This is a genomic window from Streptomyces sp. 3214.6 (genome assembly GCF_900129855.1).
Lineage (GTDB): Bacteria > Actinomycetota > Actinomycetes > Streptomycetales > Streptomycetaceae > Streptomyces > Streptomyces soliscabiei.
In genome coordinates this window covers 1343095-1364576 of record NZ_LT670819.1, presented here as the reverse complement: position 1 = coordinate 1364576, position 21482 = coordinate 1343095, and the positions used below count along the sequence as shown (strand labels likewise).

Genomic DNA, 21482 nt, shown 5'->3' with positions numbered 1-21482 from the left:
TTGTTACTCACTGGTCAACGATCGAACGATCGGCTGGTATCCAGCCGCAATGATTCGGTCAGTCGTGGGGGGAGGGCCAGGGCGTAGGAAATCGGTTGAATTCCTTTCGGGCGCCGTCCCGTTCACCCCCGACTCACATGGTGGAAACATGAACGAGCGCAAGAAATGGGTTCCTTTGGACTGCATGGTCCGAATCGCAACGCACATTCCCGGCGCGGGGTAAGGGGACGGGAAATTCTGCATGTCGGTCGTGGATGACCGGGAAGGGTTTGTGGAGCCGTCCCGTGGGACGCCGGGTGCGCCGCGCGCCTCCCACTCGCCGCTGACCGCCACCTGGTGAAGGAGCGTCAGGCGCGCCACGGTTCAGGAGGACGGGGTCGGTGGTCGTCGCGAGAACGATCGCGCCCGACAGGATCCTGCGCAGATACAGATGCGCCACATGCGCCCAGGTCTGCGTGATCCCGCCGAACACCTGCATGCCGGTGCACATCGCGTCCACGGCGGAGGAGTTCACCTCCGCCTTCGCGACCCGGGCCGCGGGGAGCGTCTCGTCGACGTCCGCCACCGGTACCGAGGCCGCGCGGGCCGACCGGGGCCTGTCAGCGCCCGGCGCGCACCCCGTCCAGGGCGATGGCCAGGACGCGGTCGCGCTGGGCGTCGTCCATGAACGCGGTCGCCGTGACACCGGCGACCAGGCGCAGCAGATCGCCGAAGTCCATGTCGGCGCGGGCGACGCCGGCCTGCTGCGCCCGCTCGAACAGCGGACCGCAGGTCCCGTACAGCGACTCGCGGCAGGCCTGGAAGATCTCCGACTCGCCGTCCAGCGCCTCGCGCACCGCCCGCTTGGTGACCATGTAGGTGGCGAACCGGTCGAGCCAGGAGGTGAGCGCCTCCCACGGTTCCAGGTCGGCGAACTCCACGGCCGACCGGCACAACGCGTTGACCTCGTCGGCGTAGACGCTCTCGAAGAGTGCCCGGCGGGTCGGGAAGTTCCGGTACAGCGTGCCGATGCCGACCCCTGCTCGCCGGGCGATGTCCTCCAGGGAGGCCTCCGAGCCGTGCTCGGCGAACGCCTCGCGCGCGGCCGTGAGCAGTGCGTCGTAGTTGCGGGCGGCGTCCTTACGGGTGGGGCGCTGCACCGCGACGATCTCGCTGATGGGGAACTGCTGGGGCGGCACTGCTGCCTCCTGGGCGGACTCGGTTGAACCGGAGGGTTGCCTCCGCTACAGTGGAGGAGTGCCTCCACTTTAACAGTCCGAGGCCGTCTTCCCCTCTTTCCGAGAGGCTCTTCCATGCCCCGCACGTCCACCCGCCTCACCTTCGCGGTCCTCGCGACCGGTGCGGGCGTGTTCTCCATGCTCCAGTCGCTGATAGCGCCGGCCCTGCCGACCGTCCAGCACGCCCTGCACACCTCGCAGTCCACCGGGACCTGGGTGATGACCGCGTATCTGCTGTCCGCGTCCGTCTTCACGCCGATCCTCGGCCGTGTCGGCGACCTGATCGGCAGGAAGCGCACCCTCGTCGCGGTCCTCGTCGCCGTTCTGGTGGGCTGTCTGCTCGCCGCGCTCGCGCCGAACATCGGCGTCCTGATCGTCGCCCGCGTGATCCAGGGCGTCGGCGGCGCCCTGTTCCCGCTGTCGTTCGGCATCATCCGGGACGAGTTCGCCCCGTCCCAGGTGGCCGGCAGCATCAGCAACCTGTCCGCCGTGATCGCCGCGGGCGGCGGTGTCGGCATGGTCGCGGCCGGACCGATCGTCTCCGCGCTCGACTTCCGCTGGCTGTTCTGGATCCCTGTCGGCATCGTCGCCGCCGCTGCCCTGATCGCCCTGCGCTACGTCCCCGAGTCGTCCAACAGGGCCGAGGGCAGCGTCAGTTGGCTCGGAGCGGTGCTTCTGTCGGGCTGGCTGGTCACCCTGCTGCTGCCGCTGAGCCAGGCGGGCGGCTGGGGTTGGGGATCGGCGCGTGTGATCGGCCTGTTCACCTTGGCCGTGGCCCTGTTCGCGCTGTGGCTGACGGTCGAGGCCCGTTCCCGGTCCCCGCTGATCGACCTGCGCATCATGCGGCTGCCGGCCGTGTGGACCACCAACCTCGCCGCCCTGCTGTTCGGTGCGGGCATGTACGCGATCTGGTCCTTCCTGCCCGGCTTCGTCCAGACCCCGAGCACGGCCGGCTACGGCTTCGGAGCGAGCGTCACCGCTTCCGGATTGCTGATGCTGCCGATGCTCGTCGCGATGTTCGTCTCCGGTGTGCTCAGCGGTCGCCTCGAACCCCGCGTGGGCGCGAAGGCGTTGCTCACGACCGGTGCCGCACTCGGCGGGCTCGCCCTGGGCTTCCTTACTCTCTGGCACGACGAGCAGTGGCAAGTCGCCCTCGTGGCAGGCGTGTTCGGACTCGGCATCGGGCTCGCCTTCGCCTCGATGGCCAACCTGATCGTCGGCAGCGTGCCTCCCGCGCAGACCGGCGCCGCCACCGGCATGAACGCCAACATCCGTACCATCGGCGGCTCCATCGGTGCCGCCGTCACCAGCGTGCTGGTCACCGGCCGCCTCCAGCCCTCGGGTCTGCCCTACGAATCCGGCTACACCCACGGCTTCATCCTGCTGACGCTGCTCTGCCTGTGCGCGGCCCTCGCCGCCCTGTTGGTCCCCGCCAGGCGCCCCGCCCGCCCGTCGACCCCTGTCACCCCGGCGCCGACCGCCGCACCCACCCCCGTACGGTAAGGTTCACCTACGCGTTCTCGCAGCTCACCACCGCGGAAACGCCTCGGGACGTGGCGCAGCTTGGTAGCGCACTTGACTGGGGGTCAAGGGGTCGCAGGTTCAAATCCTGTCGTCCCGACGGGCAGAGCACCAGACCAGAGGCCGTATCGGTACACCGATACGGCCTCTGGTCATCTCCCCCGCGGGCGGGGTGGCGGCGTGTGCTGCCACCCCCGGTGCGCCGACCGACCCTCAGAGGGTCGACATCATGATGCACCTGTTCGTGCTGACCGTCGCGGTCGAGGAGATTTCGGCCGCGGAGGCGCTTGACGTATTCACGCCAAGAATGCCGAGGGTGACGGCCAGGCCGGCCCCTACGGTCAGTCGACGCATTGTGCTCACGTAAACGGTCCCTCCTTTGTGCCCGGATGCTTTCGGAGGCTGACCGTACATGATCGTCGGCTTATGGATCTAATCGAACAATAGTCACTGGTTGCGCATTGAATTACCGCCGGGTAAGTCGACTGTTCGCCGCAGTAAGGCATGCCCGGTGGGAGTGCCGCCTACCGCCAGCCGCACCTCCGTCAACGCGCTTTCCGCCCGGGCTTTCTCGTCGACGTCATGCGTGCGTTCGGCCAGAGAAACAGCGAACTCCAGTTGTTCTCGCGCCGCGTCGAGCCGGCCGGCGTCCACATGAGCCTGTCCGATGCGCCGCAGTGCCTGTATCTCCTGATGGGCCGCGCCGATCACGCGTGCGATGCCGAGGGCTTCGAGGAAATTCCGCAGGGCCTTCTCGGCGTCAGCCGCCTTCCGGTGTGCCTCGCCCAGGCCGATCAGAGTGTCGGCCTGACTCTTTCGGTCGCCGAGGACACGGAATTCCGCGAGCGTCTCCTCGTAGAGAGGGAGTGCCGCGGCGGTGTCGCCCGATTCCGTGAGGGCGTCGGCGAGGCTGCCGCGTACCGTGGCCCGGTCATGGCGGTTTCCGGCGCGGTCGAGGAAAGTCAGCGATTCCTCGAAAGAGCGGCGGGCCGATTCCAGGTCTCCGCGGCGCATGTACAGGTCGCCGATATTGTTGAGCGTCTTGCCCAGGGCCGCGTGATCGCGCGCCTCGGTGAATCCGCTCAGCGATTTCTCGAAATGTTCGAGCGCGCGGTCGTGTTCCCCGAGAAACAGCAGAGTGACCGCCATGTTGTTGTGCAGACGCGCGCGGTCCAGGGCGTCTCCGGATCGCGCGATGAGGGCGAAGGCCTTCTGGAAGAGGACGAGCGCTGCCCGGTGGTCGCCGAGATGCCAGTTCAGGGTGCCGAGCGCGCGCAGCACCTCGGCCTCCGCCTCCCGGTCGCCGGTCGCACGGGCGATGCTCAGGGCTCGATTGCCGCTCTCGGCGGCCTCCGGGTAGCGGGCGGTGTGGGCGTGGACGGCGCTGAGATGGAGCAGGGCACGGCACAGCGCGGCCTGCTCGCCGGTGCGGGTCCAGTGGGCGACGGCGGGTTCGAGGACGGTGCGGGCGTCGTGCCAGTGGCACTCCTCGTTGAGGAAACCGGCCATGGCGTAGGCGAGTCGGGCGGCGGCCCCGGCCTGCCCGCGATCGCGGGCGTGGCGCTCCGTGGCCAGCAGGTTCGCGCGCTCGGCGGCCAGCCACGACCGGGCCGCCTCGGCGTCGGTCTCGGCGTAGGTCTCGCCGGCCGCCCGGCGGGGCGGCGCGGCGGGGGCCTGGTCGGGCGGTGGGGCGGGCCTGGTGCGGCGGGGGTACGCGAGGCGGTCGGCGCGGTCGGCGGCGCCGGCGTAGAAGTCCATGAGGCGCCGGACGACGTCGGCCCGTTCCTGGTCGGTGTCGTCGGTGAGGGACCTGGAGTGGCCGTACTCGCGCAGCAGGTCGTGGAACCGGTAGCGGTCCGGGGTCGGCTCGCGCAGCAGATGCCGGGCCAACAGCGCCTCCAACATCCGTTCCGCGACGGCCGGATGCAGTCCGAGTGCGGCGGCTGCCGCATCGACCGTGAGGTCCGGGCCGGGATGCAGGCCGAGACGGCGGAACGCGGTGCGCTGCTCAGGGGTGAGGGTCCGGTACGTCAGGTCGAGGGCGCGGGCCATGTCCTGATCGGCGTCCCGGATCTCGCCCAGTCTGCCCTCGGCGCGGGTCAGCCGATCGGCGAGCGTGGTCAGGGTCCAGGCCGGATGGGCGCGGAAACGGCTCGCGACCAGCTCGATCGCGAGCGGGAGATGGCCGCATAATCGAACGATCCGGGCGGTGTCCTGGATGTCCAGGGCCCGTTCCTTCCCGGCGAACGCGCGGAACAGGGCGATGGCGTCGTCGGTCGGCAGCACGTCGAGCGGGATGTGCCGGGCGCCCGGCAGGCCGGTCAGGTGGCGTCGGCTGGTGACGATGGTCAGGGAGGCCGAGCCGCCCGGCAGCAGCGGGCGGATCTGCTCGGCGCTCACCGCGTCGTCCAGGACGATCACGGCCCGCCGCTCGGCCAGCATGCTCTGCCACAGTGCCGTACGGTCCTCCACCTCGACGGGGATGGTCTCCGCGGGTGTCCCGAGCAGGCGCAGCAGTGTGGCCAGGGCCGCTCCGGGACCGAGCGGTTCGCCCACGGGGGAGTGCCCCCGCAGGTCCAGATACAGCTGGGCGTCGGGGAACCGCTCGGCGAGCCGGTGCGCGCCGTGCACCGCCACGGCGGTCTTGCCGACCCCCGCCATGCCGCTGACGGTGCTGACGGACTCCAGGCTGATCACCCAGCTGTCCTCCGCCGCGGCGTCGACCGCGGCGCTCAGGGCCCGCAGTTCGGCGTGCCGGCCGACCAGCGGCGGCTGATGCGGCAGGTTCCTCGACGGCCGGGGACGGGACGGCGGCGCAGGCGCGGTCGGGCGGGGCGCGGTCGTCCGGCCGCGGACGAGGTCGGCGGCGGGAACGCGATCGAGGATCCCGCGGTGGATGCGGTTCAACTCGGCGCCCGGTCGGGAGCCGTACTGCGTCATCAGCAGCTGACGGGTCTCCTGGTGCACCCGTAGCGCGTCGGTGTACCGTTCGCTGCCGTAGTAGGCGAGCATCAGCTGACCCGCCAACGTCTCGTCGCCCGGATACCGGTCGACGAGGCCGGACAGGTCGGCGCTCACCTGCGCGAACCGGCCCAGCCGGAGGGCGGCGGCGATCCGGGAGACGGCGGCGCTCAGCCGTCGTTCAGCCAGGGTCCGGCGCATGGTCTCGGCCCACAGCCCGGGCAGCCCTGCCAGGGCCTCGCCACGCCAGAGGGCTTCGGCCCGGTCGAGGAGGTCGGCGGCCTGCTCGTCGTCACCGTTCGCCGCGTCGGCCCCCGCCCGCGCCACGAGTTGCTGGAACCGGTGCCAGTCGACGGATTCGCGGTCGGCCTCCAGTGTGTAGGTGTGGGCGCGGCTGACGATCCGGGGCGCGCTCGTGGACGAGGGGTCCACCAACCGCAGCCGTCCGCGCAGCCGCGACACATAGCTGTGGGCGTTCGCGCGGGCGTGCGGAGGCGGTTCGCCGTCCCAGAGCCGGTCCAGAAGCATGTCCAGCGCGACCGGCCGGCCCACGTCCAGTGCCAGCAGGCCCAACAAGGTCCTTTCCTTGTCCGAACCGAGCTCCACGCGCCGACCGTCCACCCGGATGCCCACCGGGCCCAGTACCTGGAATTCCACCAGCGCCTCCCGCTGGTCCGGCCATTTCGACGAACTGGCAGTGGGGAATGTGCATGCCATGGAGCGATGAGCATGACAGGGAGTGCAGGGGGTTCCAAGGCGCCGCCGCGGGCTGGCCGATTCGTTTCCTTGTCATGCGCCCGGCCTCCCCCGCCCGCATCGTCGGGGACGCCGCGCGGGTAGGACCACCTTGATCGATGGAGCGGGCAACCGGTCGGAGGGGGACGAGCGGTATGAGCGCGGCACGCGAGGACGGCCCGGAGAGAGGGAGCAGCAACACCATCGGCGGATCGGCCCGGTTCTACGGACCCACCGTCCAGGCCCGCGACGTCCACGGCGGCATCCAGGTGCAGACCGCCCCGCCGCAACCGCCGCCGACACCCCGTCAACTTCTCCCGGTGCCCGCGCACTTCACCGACCGACGGGAGGAACTGGCCGCCCTGGACCGGCTGCTCACACGGCGAGCGGACACCGCTTCCCGGCAGCCGCTGATCGTGGTCAACGGCCCGGCCGGGATCGGCAAGACCACGCTGGTCTCCCGATGGCTGCGCGGGCATGAATCCGCCTTTCCCGACGGCCAGTTGTACGCCGACCTGCGCGGCCACGCGGCGGACGGACCGGCGGGCCCCGGTGAGATCCTCGGCCGGTTCCTGCGGGCGCTCGGCGCCTGGGCGGTGCCGGTCGACCTGGCGGAGCAGGCCTCCCTGTGGCGGTCCGTCACCGCCGACCTGAGGATCGCCGTCATGCTGGACAACGCCTTCACCGCGGCCCAGATCCGGCCGTTGTTACCGGGCGGTCCCGGCGGCCTGGTCGTCGTGACCAGCCGGCACCGACTGACCGGACTGCGCCTGGACGGGGCCGACTTCCACCGGTTGCAGGCCCTCGGCCCCGCCGCCGGGGTGGAACTGTTCATCCGCGGCGTCGGCGAGCGCCGGGTCTGCGGTGAACTGCCCGCGGTCCGCCAGGTCGTGAACCTGTGCGCGGGCCTGCCCCTCGCGGTGTGCCTCGCCGCCGCCCGGCTCGCCGCCCGCCCCGGACAGCCCGTCGCCGCACTCGCGGACGCTCTCAGACCGGACGTCGGCCGCCTGGCCGCGCTGGAAGTCGAAGGGGAGGCCACCGTGCGCAAGGCCCTGGACGCGTCGTACGCGGTGCTGGGCCCCGAGGCCGCCCGGATGTACCGGGCCCTCGGTCTGCTGCCGCTGCCCGACTTCGACTCCCGGACGGCCGCCGCGGCCTGCGGGCAGTCACTGCAGTGGGCGGAACGCCGACTGGACGAGCTCGTCGAGGCCGGCGTGCTGGAGGACATCGGCCCGGACACCTTCCGTTTCCACGACCTCGTCCGGGTCCACGCCCACCACCGTGCGACGACCACCGACACCGAGGCCCACCGGGAACGCGTCCTGCGGCAGGTCGCCGACTGGTACCTGTTGACCGCGACCGAGGCCCAACGCGCCATCACGCCCATCCAGTTCACCCTGCCCCGGACCTACGCCCACCCGTCCGCGCTGCCCACACCCTTCACCGGCGAACCCGGCGCCCTCGCCTGGCTGCACGACCGACGCGGCCACCTCATGGCGATCCTCCGCCTGGCCGCCGAGCGCGGCTGGCACGCCACCGCCTGGCAACTGGTCGACGCGATGTGGCCGTTGTTCCTTCGACGGCGCCACTACGACCTGTGGATCGAGGCCCATCGCATCGGCCTCGCGGCCGCCCGCAGCGACGGACACCGGGAGGCGGAACGGCAGATGCTCAACTCCGGGGCCATCGGCCTGAGTGCGGCACGCCGGATCGACGACGCCACCGAGTGGTACACGCAGTCCCTGTACGCGGCGCGCGACGCCGGGGACGCGCGCGACGAGGGACAGGCGCTGCTCGGCCTCGGCGGCTGCCACTTCGAAGCGGGACGGTTCGCCGAGGCGGTGTCGCACCTGAACCGGGCGGCGCGGATGTGGGAGGAGTGCGGTTATCCGCGCGGGGTGGCCCTCGCCCGGATCATGCTCGGGGAGGTCGCGCTCGCCGAGCACGACCCCGACCGGGCCGTCACCTGCTTCACCGAGGCCCGCACCGGGCTGCTGGCCGTGGCCGACCCGCACGACGCGGCCCGGGCCCTCGTCTTCCTCGGCCGGGCCCGCGCCCTCACCGGCCACCACGCCACGGGCACCGCGCAGATGGAGGAGGCCCTCGCCGTGTTCACCGCCTCCGGCGCCGTCCACTGGCAGGCCCGCACCCTGGAGATGCTCGGCGACACCGCACGCGAACAGGGCGAGGAGGCGGCCGCGGACGAGTTCCACGCCCGCGCCTTCGCCCTGTACGAGACCACCAGCCCGGCCGACGCCCGCCGACTGGGGCGGCCGTAGGGCGTGTTCTGTAAAGTCCAATCCGGCTCGCGCCGCCTCGCGGTGCACCGCAGGAGCTGCCACGAGCCCCGCCCTCCGGGCCCGAACGACGCCGCTTTCGCATCACGCCCTCGGCGTGCACGCCCGCGCACTCGTGCTCAGGCGTCGTACAGCACGCGGATGTCCTCGATGTCCGCCAGCGTGTGGCCCGCCACCAGCCAGGCATGCAGACAGGACGCCAACAGGGCGCGATCCGGCGGCACTTGGGACGCCAGCCGGACGACCCTCCGGCTCGTGGCCTCGGTGACCGCCCAGCCGCCCCCGGTCAGCGGCGCGGCGGCCAGCCGGCAGCCCGGATGGGCGGCGGTGATCGCGCCCAGCCGGCGTGCCGCCTCGGCGAACGGGCGCGGGCACCGTTCGTGCAGCACATCGGCACACGCCGGCCACCGGGCTTCGGGGCCCGGACCGACGCCCACGGCGACGTGCTCGTCCACGCCGGCGATGTGCTCGTCCACGCCGGCCATGGGCCGGTCGGGGCCGGGCTCGGTGCAGCCGACCCGGGCCAGCACGTCGTAACTTCTCCCGGCCGACCGTATGCGCAGCGCCAGGTGCGGCGCCGTGCCCCGGCGCGGCCCCCGCGGACAGGGCGGCGGCGCGCACACCCGGACGGACACGAAGCGCATCACGCCGACACCCCCCGGCGGCCCCGCGCCCAGGTGTCCAGCGGCGGCGGCTCCGGCAGCGGCACGGTCCGCGGTTCGTGGGCGGGCTGGCCTAGGCCCAGCAGGCGGTACATGAGTCGCCGCATGTTGCGGTTGAAGCGGCCGGGCTCCGAGGTGAGTCGCGAGGCGATCGCCGCGTACTCCTCCCGGCGGTACTCGGCGGCGGTGTACCGGAGCTGGCCGACCAGCGGATGGGTGGGCGACAGCGCGGGCGCGGTCACGGCGAGGGCGGCGGCGGGCGAGGCGGGGTTGATCTCCGGCTCCGGTGAGCTGGCCAGCAGGATCGGGGCGTCGGTGAGCGTGCCGTACAGCGTCACCGACCCGTGGTCGCCGATGATCCAGTCCGCGGCGATCAGCACCGCCCGCCAGTCCGCCTCCGGGGGAACGAGCGCGACCCCCCGCTCGGCGCAGCGCGCCAGCCAGGCCCTCACCTGCCAGGAACCGTGCCCCGACCACACATTGGGGTGGACGAGGACGACGGACCGGAACCGCCCGGCGGGCAGCTCGGTGATGAGCCGGGGCAGCAGCGTCTCGAACCGGCCGAAGGACGAGCGCGCACCCCAGGTCGAGGCGACGACCACGAGCTTCTCGCCGTTCGAGAGCCCCAGGGCGCTGCGGTAGCGGGCGCGCAGCGGCAGGCTCGCCGCGATCCGGTCGTGCGCGGGATCGCCGACCACATGGGCGAGCGGGAGTGCCTCCGGGCAGTGCCGTTCCAGGTCGGCGAGCTCGGCGTGGTGGGGCATCGCCACGGCGGCGGGCAGCCGTCCGCCGGGGGCGAGGTCCTGGCGGCGCAGTCCGGCCACGCCCGTGTGCGGCACCGACACCAGACGCTTGAGATAGCCGGCCCCGTGGGGCAGCGTGATCAACGGCGCGGAGATCTTCTCCACGCCTCGCGGCCCGGCGGCGAGAGCCAGGTCGAACCTCATCCGCACCGCCTCCTCCCACGGCAGCACCGCGCCCCCCAGCCCCTTGAGGAAGCCCGGCACCTCGTCGCCGAAGACGTGCGGCGGCGCCGTGAACACCACCTGCACTCTGAAGTCGGCCTCCAGCAGCGACAGGACGTCCACCAGCCGCTTGCCGTAGGTGAGGGTGTGCACGACGACCAGCACCAGCTTGTGCTCGACGAGCGTCCGCCACTCGCGTTCCTCGACCGACGGCTCCGTACTCTTCCGCAACGCCGACATGAAGTCCCCCGTCGTCCCGTGCGGGCCCGATCCGGCCCGTTCAGCCGGGCGTCTGCCCCTGCCGATGGACGGAAGACCTGCCGGGACCTTGCGGAAACCTTGCAGCGGCCGTCAGCAGCGGCCGCCGGACGTCACAGGAACTCGTGAACGACCTCGATCCTGCCCACCACATGAGCGTTGAACTCGGCCAACTCCTCGGCCGGCACCCACAGTTCGAGGATCGTCCGCCCGCCCGCCTGCCGGACCGGATACCTGCGCAGGAACTCCGAGTCGACCTCGAACCGGGTGACGTAGCCCGCGCCGTCGTGCTTGACGTTCCAGTCCCGGGCGATCCTGACGGCGTACTCCTCGTTGAGGACCGGGTAGAAGATCGGCTGCTCGGGGAGGCGGGGCGGCCAGGCGTGCCAGTCGAGGTCGCGCACCAACGCCAGCTCCTTGGGGCCGGTGGGGCGCCACAGAGTGGTGGTGGCTCGGTGCTGCCTGGTCACGGGAATCGCTCTCCGGGTGCGGCGACCGCCGGTGCGGCCGGTAACGGGCTCCGACGGTAGCGACCGGCCCGGTACGGCGGCCACCGACTTCCGCGCGCGTCACGGCTGCCGCCGTCCCTGACGTGCGACGACCTCGGTGAGGTAACCGCGCAGCATCGCCTTCGCCTCGTCGAGGAGGTCGGTGTCACCCTGCGGGGCACGCCGGAAGGCCTCCTGGGCGAGGGCGTCGGCGGCGAGGATCGCGGCGTGGCAGGCCCGCGCGAGCGCCTCGTCGTCGGGGGCCACACCCAGCGCGAGCAGGACCCGGCGGATCCCGTCGGCCATCCGGCGCTTGTGCTCGCGGTCCGCCGCCCGCGTCCGCTCGGTCAGTCCGCTGCCGAACCACAGGGCGCGGAAGCCGTGTTCGGTGCGGTACACCCCGGCGTACGTATCGATCAGGACGCCCACGGGATCGTCCCACCGCTCCCTCGACGCGGTCCCCACCAGGTCGTCCATGACGCCTTCCAGGCGCGCGAAGTAGCCCGCCGCCAGGGCGTCGATGATCGCCCCACGGTCGGGGAGGTACTGGTACAGCGAGCCGACCGAAACCTTCGCCTCGGCCGCGACCCGCGTCGTGGTCAGCGCCTCGACGCCCTCGCCGATCAGGATGCGCTCGGCGGCCTCCAGCACCAGGGCCAGACGGGCCCTGCTGCGCGCCTGCCGGGGAGTGCGGCGCAGAGGAGCGCCACCGTCGGGACTCGCGCTCGCCTGGACCAAGGAGCTGCCTCCAAACCTGAACGTGACTTTGTTTCAGGTTTACGCTACCTTCGCGCCCATGACCGCCTCAAGTTCGGCGCTGACCGATGAGCGGGCCGCCGTGGCGGACGCCTGCCGGCGCCTGGGGGCCGAAGGCCTCCTCATCGGCACGGCAGGGAACGTGAGCGTGCGCGTCGAGGACCGGGTCGCGGTCACCGCGACCGGAGCCGTCCTCGCACGGCTCACCCCGGACCAGGTGACCGTGGTCGACCTCGACGCGAACCTCGTCGCCGGGAGCGTCCAACCGACCTCCGAACTGGAGCTCCACCTCGGCGTCTACCGCCGCTACGGCACCGGCGCGATCGTCCACACCCACGCTCCGATGGCCACCGCCGTCTCCTGCGTACTCGACGAACTGCCCTGTATCCACTACCAGTTGCTCGCCCTCGGCGGCACTGTGCGGGTCGCGCCGTACGCCACCTTCGGCACCCCCGAACTCGCCGAGTCGGTGATCGCCGCGCTCGACGGCCGCAGCGCCGCCCTGATGGCGAACCACGGCGCGGTCACTCACGCCACGACCCTCGACAAGGCCGTGGAGAACGCCCTGCTCCTCGAATGGGCCTGCGGTGTCTACCAGCGCGCGGCAGCCATGGGCCGTCCCCGCGTCCTCGACGAACAGCAGCAACTCGCCGTGATCGAGGCGGCGATCGCCCGCGACTACGGCACCACCCACCCCGTACCACCCGCACAGGACGAACAGCCGACGAAGGGGGAAGGCAGATGAAGGTCTTCACGATGGGCGTGCACGTGCTGGACGTGCTGGTACGGCCCGTGGAGGAGATACCCGAGGGGCAGGGCGCGACCCTGGTCGAGGACATCCGGATGACCGCCGCCGGAACGGCCGGCGGCACCGCCCTCACCCTCGCCAAGCTGGGCGCCGAGGTACGCAGCGCCGGCGCCGTCGGCTCCGACCCGACCGGCGACATGCTGGTGCAACTGCTCGGCCGGGCGGGCGTCGACACCGAGTTCCTCGTCCGTCGCACCGACACCGCCACCTCCGCGAGCGTTCTGCCGATCCGGCCCAACGGTGACCGCCCCTCGCTGCACCTCCTCGGCGCGAACATCACCTACGGCCTCGACGACGTCCCCTGGGAAGCCCTCGCCGAGGCGACCCATCTGCACCTTGGCGGACCGGAGTTGATCGGCGTAGACGTCGCGACGCGCATCCTGTCGTACGCCAGGGAACACGGTGTCGTCACCTCCGTGGACCTGCTCGCCCCCGGCGTCCTCGGCAGCTTCGAGCAGATCGAGGCGGCCCTGCCCTACATCGACCATCTGCTGCCCAACGAGGACCAGGTTCTCGGCTTCACCGGCGAGAGCGACCTGCTGTCGGGTGCGCGCAGGCTTCTCGACGCCGGAGCGGGCGTCGTCGCCGTCACCCGCGGCGCCGAGGGCGCGCTCGTGGTGACGGCCGACGGAGCGGAACCCGTCCCCGCCTTCGTCGTCGACGTCGTCGACACCACCGGGTGCGGAGACGCCTTCTCGGCGGGGTATCTGCGGGGGGTCGCTCTGGGGCGTACGCCGAGTGATGCGGCGGTACTGGGGAGTGCCGCTGCCGCGCTCGTCGCGCAGGGGCTCGGCAGTGATCACGGTGACTTCGATCTGGCGGGGGCCGATGCGTTCGCCTCGTCTGCCAAGTCCCATGCGTGAGCGGGTACGACGCCGTGGGGGCCGGTCGCGCCCACGCGGCGGAGCCGCACATGTCAGCGCCCCGCGCCCCTAGTCTTCCTGGGCGTATCCATGGAAGCCCCGGCCCGCCTTCCGGCCCAGCGGGCCCGCCTCGACCATCCGTAGGAGCAGGGGCGGCGGGGCGTGCAGCGGGTCCTTGAGATCCGCGTACATCACCTCGGCGATAACGGTCAGGGTGTCCGAGCAGCAGCTCGTGTTTTCCGTCGAAGTGCTGGTGGAAGCTGCGCGGCGACTGCCGGGAACGCCCGGATGCCCGCCGCGGCCGTGGAACCGAGGGTCTGGCCGACCTCGCCTCCATGTTCAGCGGAGCCCCCCGGGTGGTACGCCACGAACAGGCGGGCGCCGGGCACCACACGGGCGTCGGCCGTACCGCTGCGGCCTACCACCTGAATGTCCTCGCCTCCGTCGAGGAGCGCTCGCCGGGTGTGAGGCGCTGTCGACGGAGAAGGGGACGTGGGGATGAGTGAGGCTTCGAACACCGCTCTGCTGCTCGTACGGGTCGTTCTCGGCGTGGTGATGGTGGCCCACGGCTGGAACCACTGGCGCGGCGGAGGGGGCATCACCGGCACGGCGGGCTGGTTCGGCGGCCTCGGCCTCACCCGGCCGCGACTGCAGGCCTGGCTGAGCGTCCTGACCGAACTGGGCGCCGGGGCCCTGCTGTTGGCCGGCCTCCTCACACCGTTGGCCTGCGCGGCCGTGCTGTCCGTGATGCTGGTGGCCGGGCTGCTCGCGCACCGGCGCAACGGGTTCTTCGTGTTCAAGGAGGGCTACGAGTACGTCCTCGTCCTGGGCGTCCTCGCGGTGGCGCTGGGGGCGTGGGGTCCGGGGGAGTACGCGATCGACGAGGCCGCGGACATCGCCGTGACCGGATGGGCGGGCGCCGGCGTGGTGCTCGGAGTGGGCATCGTCGCGACGGCCGGCCTCCTGGCCGTGTTCTGGCGCCCGCAGAAGACAACGTGAGGCCGCGGGGGCCAGGTTGAGGCCGGCGGAAAGGGTACGCCCGGTACTCGTCTGGCGACCCGGTACTCACCTGGTGGACGCCCCCTTGACGGGCGCTCCAGGCGGATCGACACTCGATTCGGGAATCCTAGTGAACAGGTAGGGAAACAATGGGGCGCGTAGAGCCGGTCACCAGCCGAGCGAGCCGCACGGCGTGGTCGTCGCCCCTTCTCACCTCCCGCCGTCACATCGACCTGCAGCGGGTCTGCAGCGCGATCCCCCTGGCGGGTTGAGAGCCCCGGCCCGTCCCCGCGCCGAACCGCCCACGCGGCGCACCCGCACCGCTTCGTCCAGCGCGCGCGGGGACGAGCGCCACACCCTCCCGCCCGACGTCGCAACCGCCGCGCGCACCTCCTCAGCGCGCCCGCCCCCGGGGAGAGTCATGTCCGTCACACCACTGGCCGCCGCCCACCCGTCCGCCCGGCCCGCCCCCGCCTTCCGGGGCCGGATCGGCCGGGACGCGCGCAGCGGCCACTACGCCGTGCCCCGCCGCTACCGCCTGTACCTGGCAGCGGCCGACCCCGACTGTCTGCGCATCGCCGTCACCCACAGCCTCCTCGGCCTGGACGAGGCCTGCCCGGTCACCTTCCTGCCGGCCGAACCGGACTGTCCCGACGGCGGTCACAGCGCGCTGCGCCCGCTGTACGACGCCAGCGCGCATCGGTACACCGGACCCGCCCTCGCGCCCGTGCTCAGCGACGACTGGTCCGGGCGCATCGTCAGCAGCCACGGCCCCGACATCGCCCGCGACCTCGCCCGGCGTTTCGGCGCCGGTCGGCCCACGCTGTACCCCTGCGGCGCCGAGTCGCAGATCGAGGCCGTCGAGCGGATGTGCGCGCAGGGCATCGAGGCGGCCGCACAGCGCGCCGGAGCGGCCGACGCGCACGAGACGGAGCGCGCCGCCGCCCTCGGTACGCTGCTCACCACGCTCGGCGTGCTGGAACAGGGCCTCGGCAGCCACCGGTATCTGATCAGCGATCAGATCACTGCGGCCGACGTCGAGTTGTGGGTCACACTGGTCCAACTCGACACCGTGCACCGCAATCACCTCGACGCGGCCGCCGTGCAGCGCATCGCCGGACATCCGGCCCTGTGGGCGTACGCCCGCCGGCTCGCCGCCCACCCGGCCTTCGGCGCCCACCTCGACCTGGACGCCATCGCCCGCCGCCACCACGCCCGTTGTCAGGGCCTGGAGGCCGCCGGCGCGGCCGTCCAGATCCTGGACTGGGAGACCCACGCGGCGGACGGCGTCGAGACCCGACCGCAGGTCAACCGCCCCTGAGTCGGTCCACCCACTGGACGGGCGTTGACATCCGTTCGGGCAACTGTCTTAAGTAATGACCCTTCGACAAGCGCGAGGGCCCCACGGGCCGGAACAGTGACGGTGACGGACATGTACGCAGCTCCTCGGACGGCGCCGCGCCGCCCCCGTGGCTGCGTACGGCCGTACCTCGACATCCTCGTCGCCAACCGCGCCGTCGACCTCCTCCGTGTGAACAGCGCACTGTGTACCGCACCGGGCCGTGCCCGCTGTCGGGGCTGTCAGGGCTGACCCCCCTCCCACCAGCCTTCGCCCCGCCGCCGCGTTCCTGACGAACACCGCCCGAGCGGTGTGCCGTTGTCCGCCCCACCCCGGTTCTGTCGTACGCATCCGTGCGCCGTGCCTGCCCGCGTCCCGACGCAGAGCGCCTCCCCACAGCCCTGCCCGCGACGCGCCTCGGCCGTCCACGACCGCCGTGCCCCCGGGGTGTCCCACTCCCGCCGGAGCTCCTCATGAGTGAACCCCCAGGCGCCGTGACCCTCGCCGAGGCACCCGCCGCCGACCCCCCGCCGGAAACGAAGCTCAGCGCCCAGCGCGTGCAACCGCTGCGCAGGCCGGGCCGCTGGATCGCCACCGCCGTCACCCTGGTCCTGATAGCCCAGTTCGTCCATGGACTGGTCTCCAACCCCTTCTACCAGTGGGACCGCTTCGGCTACTGGTTCCTGCGGCCGACGATCCTCGACGGACTGCTCATCACCCTCGAAGTGACCGCCTGGAGCGCCGTGTTGGGCCTCCTCGGCGGAATCCTCCTCGCCCTCGCCAGGCTCTCGAAGAGCCCGGTGCTGCGCGCCGCGAGCTGGACGTACGTCTGGGCGCTGCGGTCCGTCCCGCTGATCGTGGTCCTGCTGTTCCTCTACAACTTCAGCGCCCTGTACAAGACGTTGAGCGTGGGAGTCCCCTTCGGGCCCGCCTTCTTCACCTTCGACGAGTCCCGGCTCGCCACCGACATGGTGGTCGCGGTCGTCGGCCTCAGCCTCAACGAGGCCGCCTACGCGGCCGAAGTGGTCCGCGGCGGCATCCTCTCCGTCGACCAGGGCCAGCACGAGGCCGCCGCCGCGCTCGGACTGCCCAAGGGCTACCAGTTCCGCCGGATCGTCTTCCCGCAGGCCCTGCGGTCCATCACCCCGAACTACGTCAACCAGCTGATCGGCCTGATCAAGAGCACCTCGCTGGTCTTCTACGTGTCGCTGCTCGACCTGTTCGGCTCCGCGCAGAGCATGGGCTCCACCTACCCCGGCGACATCGTGCCGCTGCTGCTCGTCGTCACCGTCTGGTACCTGATCCTGACGAGCGTGGTGTCCGTCGTCCAGTTCTACGTCGAGCGGCACTACGCCCGGGGCGCCACGCGCTCCCTGCCGCCGACCCCGTTGCAGAAGCTGCGCGCCGGCCTGCGAGACCTTCGCGAGCGTGCGCGCAGGGAGGCCGCCGTATGACCGCCGAGACACTCACCGCCGCCGAGGCCGCGCCCGTCGCCGACGCCACGCCCGCCGCCGTCGAGGTGCACGACGTGCACAAGTGGTACGGCGCCCACCGGGTGCTGGACGGCGTCGACCTGACCGTGCGGCCCGGCGAGGTCACCGTGATCCTCGGCCCGTCCGGCTCGGGCAAGTCCACCCTGCTGCGGGTCATCAACCACCTGGAGAAGCCGGAGATCGGCTACGTCAGTGTCAACGGCGAGCCGATCGGCGTCCGCCGGCACGGCGACCGGCTGCGCGAGCTGAGCGAACGGGCCATCCTGGCCCAGCGCAGCCGCATCGGCTTCGTCTTCCAGAACTTCAACCTCTTCCCGCATCTGACCGTGCTCGACAACGTCGCCGCCGCCCCGGTGGCCACCGGGAAGCTGTCCAGGCCCGAGGGCCGGGCGCTGGCCGCCGAACTCCTCGACCGGGTCGGCCTGGCCGACAAGGCCGGCGCCTACCCACGGCAACTCTCCGGCGGCCAGCAGCAGCGCGTCGCCATCGCCCGAGCCCTCGCCCTGCGCCCCGGCGTCATCCTCTTCGACGAGCCCACGTCCGCCCTCGACCCCGAACTCGTCGGCGAGGTCCTCGCCGTCATCAAGAACCTGGCGACCAGCGGCACGACCCTCGTCATCGTCACCCACGAGATCGGCTTCGCCCGCGAGGTCGCCGACCGGGTCGTCTTCATCGACGGCGGAAAGATCGTCGAACAGGGTCCGCCCGGCGAGGTCCTGGACAACCCGCGCCACGAACGGACCCGCGACTTCCTCAGCAAGGTGCTCTGACCCGGCCCCACCCGGCTCTCTCGCGCTCCCTTTTCTTTCTCCCTTCTTTCTCTCATCGCCTCATCGGACAAAGGAACGACCATGCCTGCCCATTTCACCCGACGCAGCCTGATGCGCGGCATCACCGCGGCGACCGCCGTCGCCACCCTCGCCACCGGGCTCGCCGCCTGCGGTGGTGAGAGCGACGCCGCCACCACGACCGACAGCGCCGCCTCCGGCACGGTGACCATCGGCCAGGCCTCCAACGGCGCCGCCAAGGAGACCACCCTGAAAGTGGCGGAGGTGAAGTCGATCAGCGCCGAACTCCCCGAGGCCATCCGCAAGAGCGGCAAGCTGGTCATCGGCAGCGGCAGCCTGCCGTCCGGTTCCGCGCCGCTCGGGTTCGTGGGCAGCGACCAGAAGACCTTCACCGGCGCCGAGCCCGACCTCGCCCGACTGGTCGCCACGGTTCTCGGCCTGAAGCCGGAGACAAAGCGGTTCACCTGGGAGAACCTCTTCGTCGGCATCGACAGCGGAAAGGTCGACGTCGCCTTCTCGAACGTCACCGACACCGAGGAGCGCAAGAAGAAGTACGAGTTCGCCTCCTACCGGCAGGACAACCTCGGCTTCGAGACGCTGAAGTCCAGCAACTGGAAGTTCGACGGCAACTACGAGAACCTCGCCGGCAAGACCGTGGCGGTCGGCGCGGGCACCAACCAGGAGCGCATCCTGCTGGAGTGGAAGAAGAAGCTGGCGAGCGAGGGCAAGAAGCTCACCGTCAAGTACTTCCAGGACAACAACAGCACCTACCTCGCGCTGAGCAGCGGCAAGATCGACTCCTACCTCAGCCCCAACCCGGCCGTCGCCTACCACGTCACCCAGACCGCCAGCACGCCCAACCCCACGGCCAACGCGGGCACCTACTCCGGTGCGGGCGCGAGCCTGCAGGGCCTGATCGCGGCGACCGCCAAGAAGGACAGTGGCCTCGCCAAGCCTCTCGCCGACGCCATCAACTACCTGATCGACAACGGTCAGTACGCCAAGTGGCTCGCCGCCTGGAACCTCTCCACCGAGGCCGTCGCCAAGTCCGAGATCAACCCGCCCGGCCTGCCCCTGACCGACTCCTGATGACGACTCACCCGCACCCCCTCGACAACGCGGTCTGGGCGGCCCTCACCGGCCCCCACGCCCACCTCGCCGAACGAAGCGAGATGGGGGTACCCCCGGCCGAAGGCTGCGGGAGCGTCGGCCTGGCCGCCCGCTATCCGGCGGACGTCTACGCCTTCGCCGCCCTCGCGGACCCCGCGGACCCGGCCGCCTGGGCCGACCTGCACACCCTCGCCGGACCCGGAACCACCGTACGGATCAAGCCCGTCGACCGGGTTCCCGACGGCTGGGACGTCGTGGGCCGGGGAGAGGGCGTCCAACTCGTCGCGACCGCCGCACTGTGGACCGAACCCGCCCCCGAGGCGGTGCCGCTCGGACCCGACGACGTGCCGGAGATCCTGGATCTGATCGCCCGCACCCGGCCCGGCCCGTTCCTGAAACGGACCGTCGCCCTCGGCACCTACCTCGGCATCCGGCACGAAGGTCGCCTCGTCGCCATGGCCGGCGAAAGGCTCCGGCTGCCCGGCTGGACCGAGATCAGCGCCGTCTGCACCGACCCCGCCCACCGTGGACGGGGCCTCGGCACCCGGCTCATCCGAGCGGTCGCCGACGGCATCCGCGACCGTGGCGACACACCGTTCCTGCACGCCGCCGCCGACAACACTCCGGCGATCCGCCTCTACGAATCCCTCGGCTTCACCCTGCGCCGCCGCTCGACCATCGCGTCGGTGCGCACACCGGGAACATCCGGTGAGGCCGGGGCGTTGTGACTGTTGACGAGATGTGTGAGGCGCCGTCCGGCGCCCGGCGAAGGAGGGGGCGGGCCGTGATCCACATATGCCACGCCGTGCACCTCCACTCCCGGCCCCACATCGACCTCCAGCGCGTGGCCGGCGCGCTCTGTAGCTCCTGAAACGTCCCCCGGCCTTCGGCCGGGGACCCTCGGCTCGCTGCGCTCCCCACCGCTGCGCCCCTCTTCCGGTGTGGGCCGGCGCTCTCGTACGGACCTCCAGGAAGGCACCCTCGTGTCCTCGACCTCCTCCTCTTCCCCTCTGCACCTCGCCGTCGCACTGGACGGCACCGGCTGGCACCCCGCCTCCTGGCGTGAGCCCGTCGCCCGCCCCCGTGAGCTGTTCACCGCCGGATACTGGGCCGACCTGGTCGCCGAGGCCGAGCGCGGCCTGCTCGACTTCGTGACCATAGAGGACGGCCTCGGCCCGCAGTCCTCGCACTTCCTGGACCCGGATGACCGCACCGACCAGGTCCGCGGCCGTCTCGACGCGGTCCTCATCGCCTCGCGCATCGCCCCGCTCACCCGTCACATCGGCCTGGTCCCGACCGTGGTGGCCACCCACACCGAGCCGTTCCACCTGTCCAAGGCGATCGCCACCCTCGACTACGTCAGCTCCGGCCGCGCGGGCCTGCGCGTCCAGATCACCGCCCGCCCCACCGACGCCGCCCACTTCGGCCGCCGCACGATCCCCCGCATCGAGGCCTACGACGCCCCCGACACCCAGGAGTTGGTGACCGACCTGTTCGACGAGGCCGCCGACTACGTCGAGGTCGTCCGCCGCCTCTGGGACAGCTGGGAGGACGACGCGGAGATCCGGGACGTGGCCACGGGCCGCTTCATCGACCGCGACAAGCTCCACTACATCGACTTCGAGGGTCGCCACTTCAGCGTCAAGGGCCCCTCCATCACGCCGCGTCCACCGCAGGGTCAGCCCCTGGTCACCGCCCTCGCCCACGACACGATCCCCTACCGCCTGGTCGCCCGCGCCGCCGACGTCGGCTACGTCACCCCGCACGACACCGCCCACGCCCGGGCGATCGTCGCCGAGATCCGCGCCGAACAGCAGACTGCGGGGCGGGCCGCCGAGCCGCTGCACATCTTCGGGGACCTGGTCGTCTTCCTCGACGACGACCCGGCCGAGGCCGCCGCCCGCCGCGACCGCCTCGACGCCCTCGCCGGCGAGGAGTACACCGGCGACGCCCGCATATTCGCCGGCACGCCCGCCCTACTCGCCGATCTCCTACAGGAGTTGCAGGCGACCGGCCTGAGCGGGTTCCGGCTGCGCCCCGCCGTCGCAGGACATGACCTCCCCGCCATCACCCGGGGCCTCGTCCCCGAACTCCAGCGCCGCGACGCCTTCCGCCGCACCTACGAGGCCGACACCCTGCGCGGGCTGCTCGGCCTGACCCGCCCCGCCAACCGTTACGCCGCCGCGACCGCGACCGCCATCGCCACCGCCTGAGCGGGAGGG

20 protein-coding genes, 1 tRNA gene and 1 pseudogene are annotated in these 21482 nt (G+C 71.8%); 14 read left to right on the top strand and 8 right to left on the bottom strand.

What is annotated here, in order from left to right; translation table 11 throughout:
* Window positions 1–133: 133 nt before the first annotated feature.
* Together B5557_RS44445 and B5557_RS06120 are read right to left on the bottom strand one after the other, a co-directional pair.
* Window positions 134–565, bottom strand: coding sequence for a hypothetical protein (locus tag B5557_RS44445; protein WP_197697288.1), 432 nt, complete (start codon window positions 563–565; stop codon window positions 134–136).
* 34 nt (window positions 566–599) lie between these two features.
* Window positions 600–1178, bottom strand: coding sequence for a TetR/AcrR family transcriptional regulator (locus tag B5557_RS06120; RefSeq protein WP_079658157.1), 579 nt, complete (start codon window positions 1176–1178; stop codon window positions 600–602).
* Window positions 1179–1292: 114 nt separating this feature from the next.
* Here B5557_RS06120 and B5557_RS06115 point away from each other — a divergent pair, with 114 nt between their 5' ends.
* Both B5557_RS06115 and B5557_RS06110 read left to right on the top strand, forming a co-directional pair.
* A complete protein-coding gene (locus tag B5557_RS06115) occupies window positions 1293–2720 on the top strand; it encodes an MFS transporter (RefSeq protein WP_079658156.1) in 1428 nt (475 codons plus the stop codon).
* Window positions 2721–2764: 44 nt separating this feature from the next.
* Window positions 2765–2838 (top strand) — tRNA-Pro (locus B5557_RS06110).
* A 347-nt stretch (window positions 2839–3185) separates the two neighbouring features.
* On the opposite strand, the gene B5557_RS06100 is transcribed toward B5557_RS06110, so the two are convergent.
* On the bottom strand, window positions 3186–6356 hold the full coding sequence (locus tag B5557_RS06100; protein ID WP_231976273.1) for an AfsR/SARP family transcriptional regulator: 3171 nt from the start codon (window positions 6354–6356) through the stop codon (window positions 3186–3188).
* 233 nt (window positions 6357–6589) lie between these two features.
* Between B5557_RS06100 and B5557_RS06095 the strand changes: the two genes are divergently transcribed.
* Window positions 6590–8713, top strand: coding sequence for a tetratricopeptide repeat protein (locus tag B5557_RS06095; RefSeq protein WP_079658154.1), 2124 nt, complete (start codon window positions 6590–6592; stop codon window positions 8711–8713).
* Window positions 8714–8850: 137 nt separating this feature from the next.
* Here the strand turns inward: B5557_RS06095 and B5557_RS06090 are convergent, their stop codons facing one another.
* The 4 genes from B5557_RS06090 to B5557_RS06075 form a co-directional block, all read right to left on the bottom strand.
* On the bottom strand, window positions 8851–9375 hold the full coding sequence (locus tag B5557_RS06090; protein ID WP_159424333.1) for a hypothetical protein: 525 nt from the start codon (window positions 9373–9375) through the stop codon (window positions 8851–8853).
* Window positions 9375–10598: a hypothetical protein gene (locus B5557_RS06085; protein WP_107472560.1), complete on the bottom strand. Its 1224-nt coding sequence runs from the start codon at window positions 10596–10598 to the stop codon at window positions 9375–9377. The genes B5557_RS06090 and B5557_RS06085 overlap by 1 nt, the downstream gene beginning before the upstream one ends.
* 131 nt (window positions 10599–10729) lie before the next feature.
* Complete coding sequence (locus B5557_RS06080; protein WP_079658152.1) at window positions 10730–11086, bottom strand: hypothetical protein; 357 nt, start codon at window positions 11084–11086, stop codon at window positions 10730–10732.
* Window positions 11087–11185: 99 nt separating this feature from the next.
* Entirely contained in the window at window positions 11186–11842 is a 657-nt protein-coding gene (locus B5557_RS06075; RefSeq protein WP_079658151.1) for a TetR/AcrR family transcriptional regulator, read from the bottom strand.
* Window positions 11843–11900: 58 nt separating this feature from the next.
* On the opposite strand from B5557_RS06075, the gene B5557_RS06070 reads away from it, so the two are divergent.
* On the top strand, window positions 11901–12605 hold the full coding sequence (locus B5557_RS06070; protein WP_079658150.1) for a class II aldolase/adducin family protein: 705 nt from the start codon (window positions 11901–11903) through the stop codon (window positions 12603–12605).
* Window positions 12602–13531 (top strand): carbohydrate kinase family protein, encoded by a 930-nt coding sequence (locus B5557_RS06065; RefSeq protein WP_079658149.1) that lies wholly within the window; start codon window positions 12602–12604, stop codon window positions 13529–13531. The genes B5557_RS06070 and B5557_RS06065 overlap by 4 nt, the downstream gene beginning before the upstream one ends.
* A 69-nt stretch (window positions 13532–13600) precedes the next feature.
* Here the strand turns inward: B5557_RS06065 and B5557_RS06060 are convergent.
* Window positions 13601–13750 (bottom strand): annotated as a pseudogene (locus B5557_RS06060) (3-hydroxyacyl-CoA dehydrogenase family protein); the annotation flags it as partial.
* A gap of 279 nt (window positions 13751–14029) precedes the next feature.
* On the opposite strand from B5557_RS06060, the gene B5557_RS06055 reads away from it, so the two are divergent.
* From B5557_RS06055 to B5557_RS06025, 9 genes are all read left to right on the top strand, one after another.
* Window positions 14030–14530: a DoxX family protein gene (locus tag B5557_RS06055; protein ID WP_079658148.1), complete on the top strand. Its 501-nt coding sequence runs from the start codon at window positions 14030–14032 to the stop codon at window positions 14528–14530.
* A gap of 149 nt (window positions 14531–14679) precedes the next feature.
* Window positions 14680–14802: a putative leader peptide gene (locus tag B5557_RS45870; RefSeq protein ID WP_331716824.1), complete on the top strand. Its 123-nt coding sequence runs from the start codon at window positions 14680–14682 to the stop codon at window positions 14800–14802.
* 149 nt (window positions 14803–14951) lie between these two features.
* The gene (locus B5557_RS06050) at window positions 14952–15851 is read left to right on the top strand and encodes a glutathione S-transferase C-terminal domain-containing protein (protein WP_079658147.1); all 900 of its coding nucleotides are present in this window, start codon (window positions 14952–14954) and stop codon (window positions 15849–15851) included.
* A 491-nt stretch (window positions 15852–16342) separates the two neighbouring features.
* Window positions 16343–17323: an amino acid ABC transporter permease gene (locus B5557_RS06045; RefSeq protein ID WP_079658146.1), complete on the top strand. Its 981-nt coding sequence runs from the start codon at window positions 16343–16345 to the stop codon at window positions 17321–17323.
* Window positions 17320–18132 carry an amino acid ABC transporter ATP-binding protein gene (locus B5557_RS06040; RefSeq protein ID WP_079658145.1) on the top strand — a complete coding sequence of 271 codons (813 nt, stop codon included), beginning with the start codon at window positions 17320–17322 and terminating at the stop codon, window positions 18130–18132. The genes B5557_RS06045 and B5557_RS06040 overlap by 4 nt, the downstream gene beginning before the upstream one ends.
* 81 nt (window positions 18133–18213) lie before the next feature.
* Window positions 18214–19239: an ABC transporter substrate-binding protein gene (locus B5557_RS06035; RefSeq protein WP_079658144.1), complete on the top strand. Its 1026-nt coding sequence runs from the start codon at window positions 18214–18216 to the stop codon at window positions 19237–19239.
* Entirely contained in the window at window positions 19239–19988 is a 750-nt protein-coding gene (locus B5557_RS06030; RefSeq protein WP_079658143.1) for a GNAT family N-acetyltransferase, read from the top strand. The genes B5557_RS06035 and B5557_RS06030 overlap by 1 nt, the downstream gene beginning before the upstream one ends.
* An 11-nt stretch (window positions 19989–19999) precedes the next feature.
* Entirely contained in the window at window positions 20000–20131 is a 132-nt protein-coding gene (locus B5557_RS46135) for a putative leader peptide (RefSeq protein WP_399321506.1), read from the top strand.
* Between the two features lie 112 nt (window positions 20132–20243).
* Entirely contained in the window at window positions 20244–21473 is a 1230-nt protein-coding gene (locus B5557_RS06025; RefSeq protein ID WP_079658142.1) for an LLM class flavin-dependent oxidoreductase, read from the top strand.
* Window positions 21474–21482 lie beyond the last annotated feature (9 nt).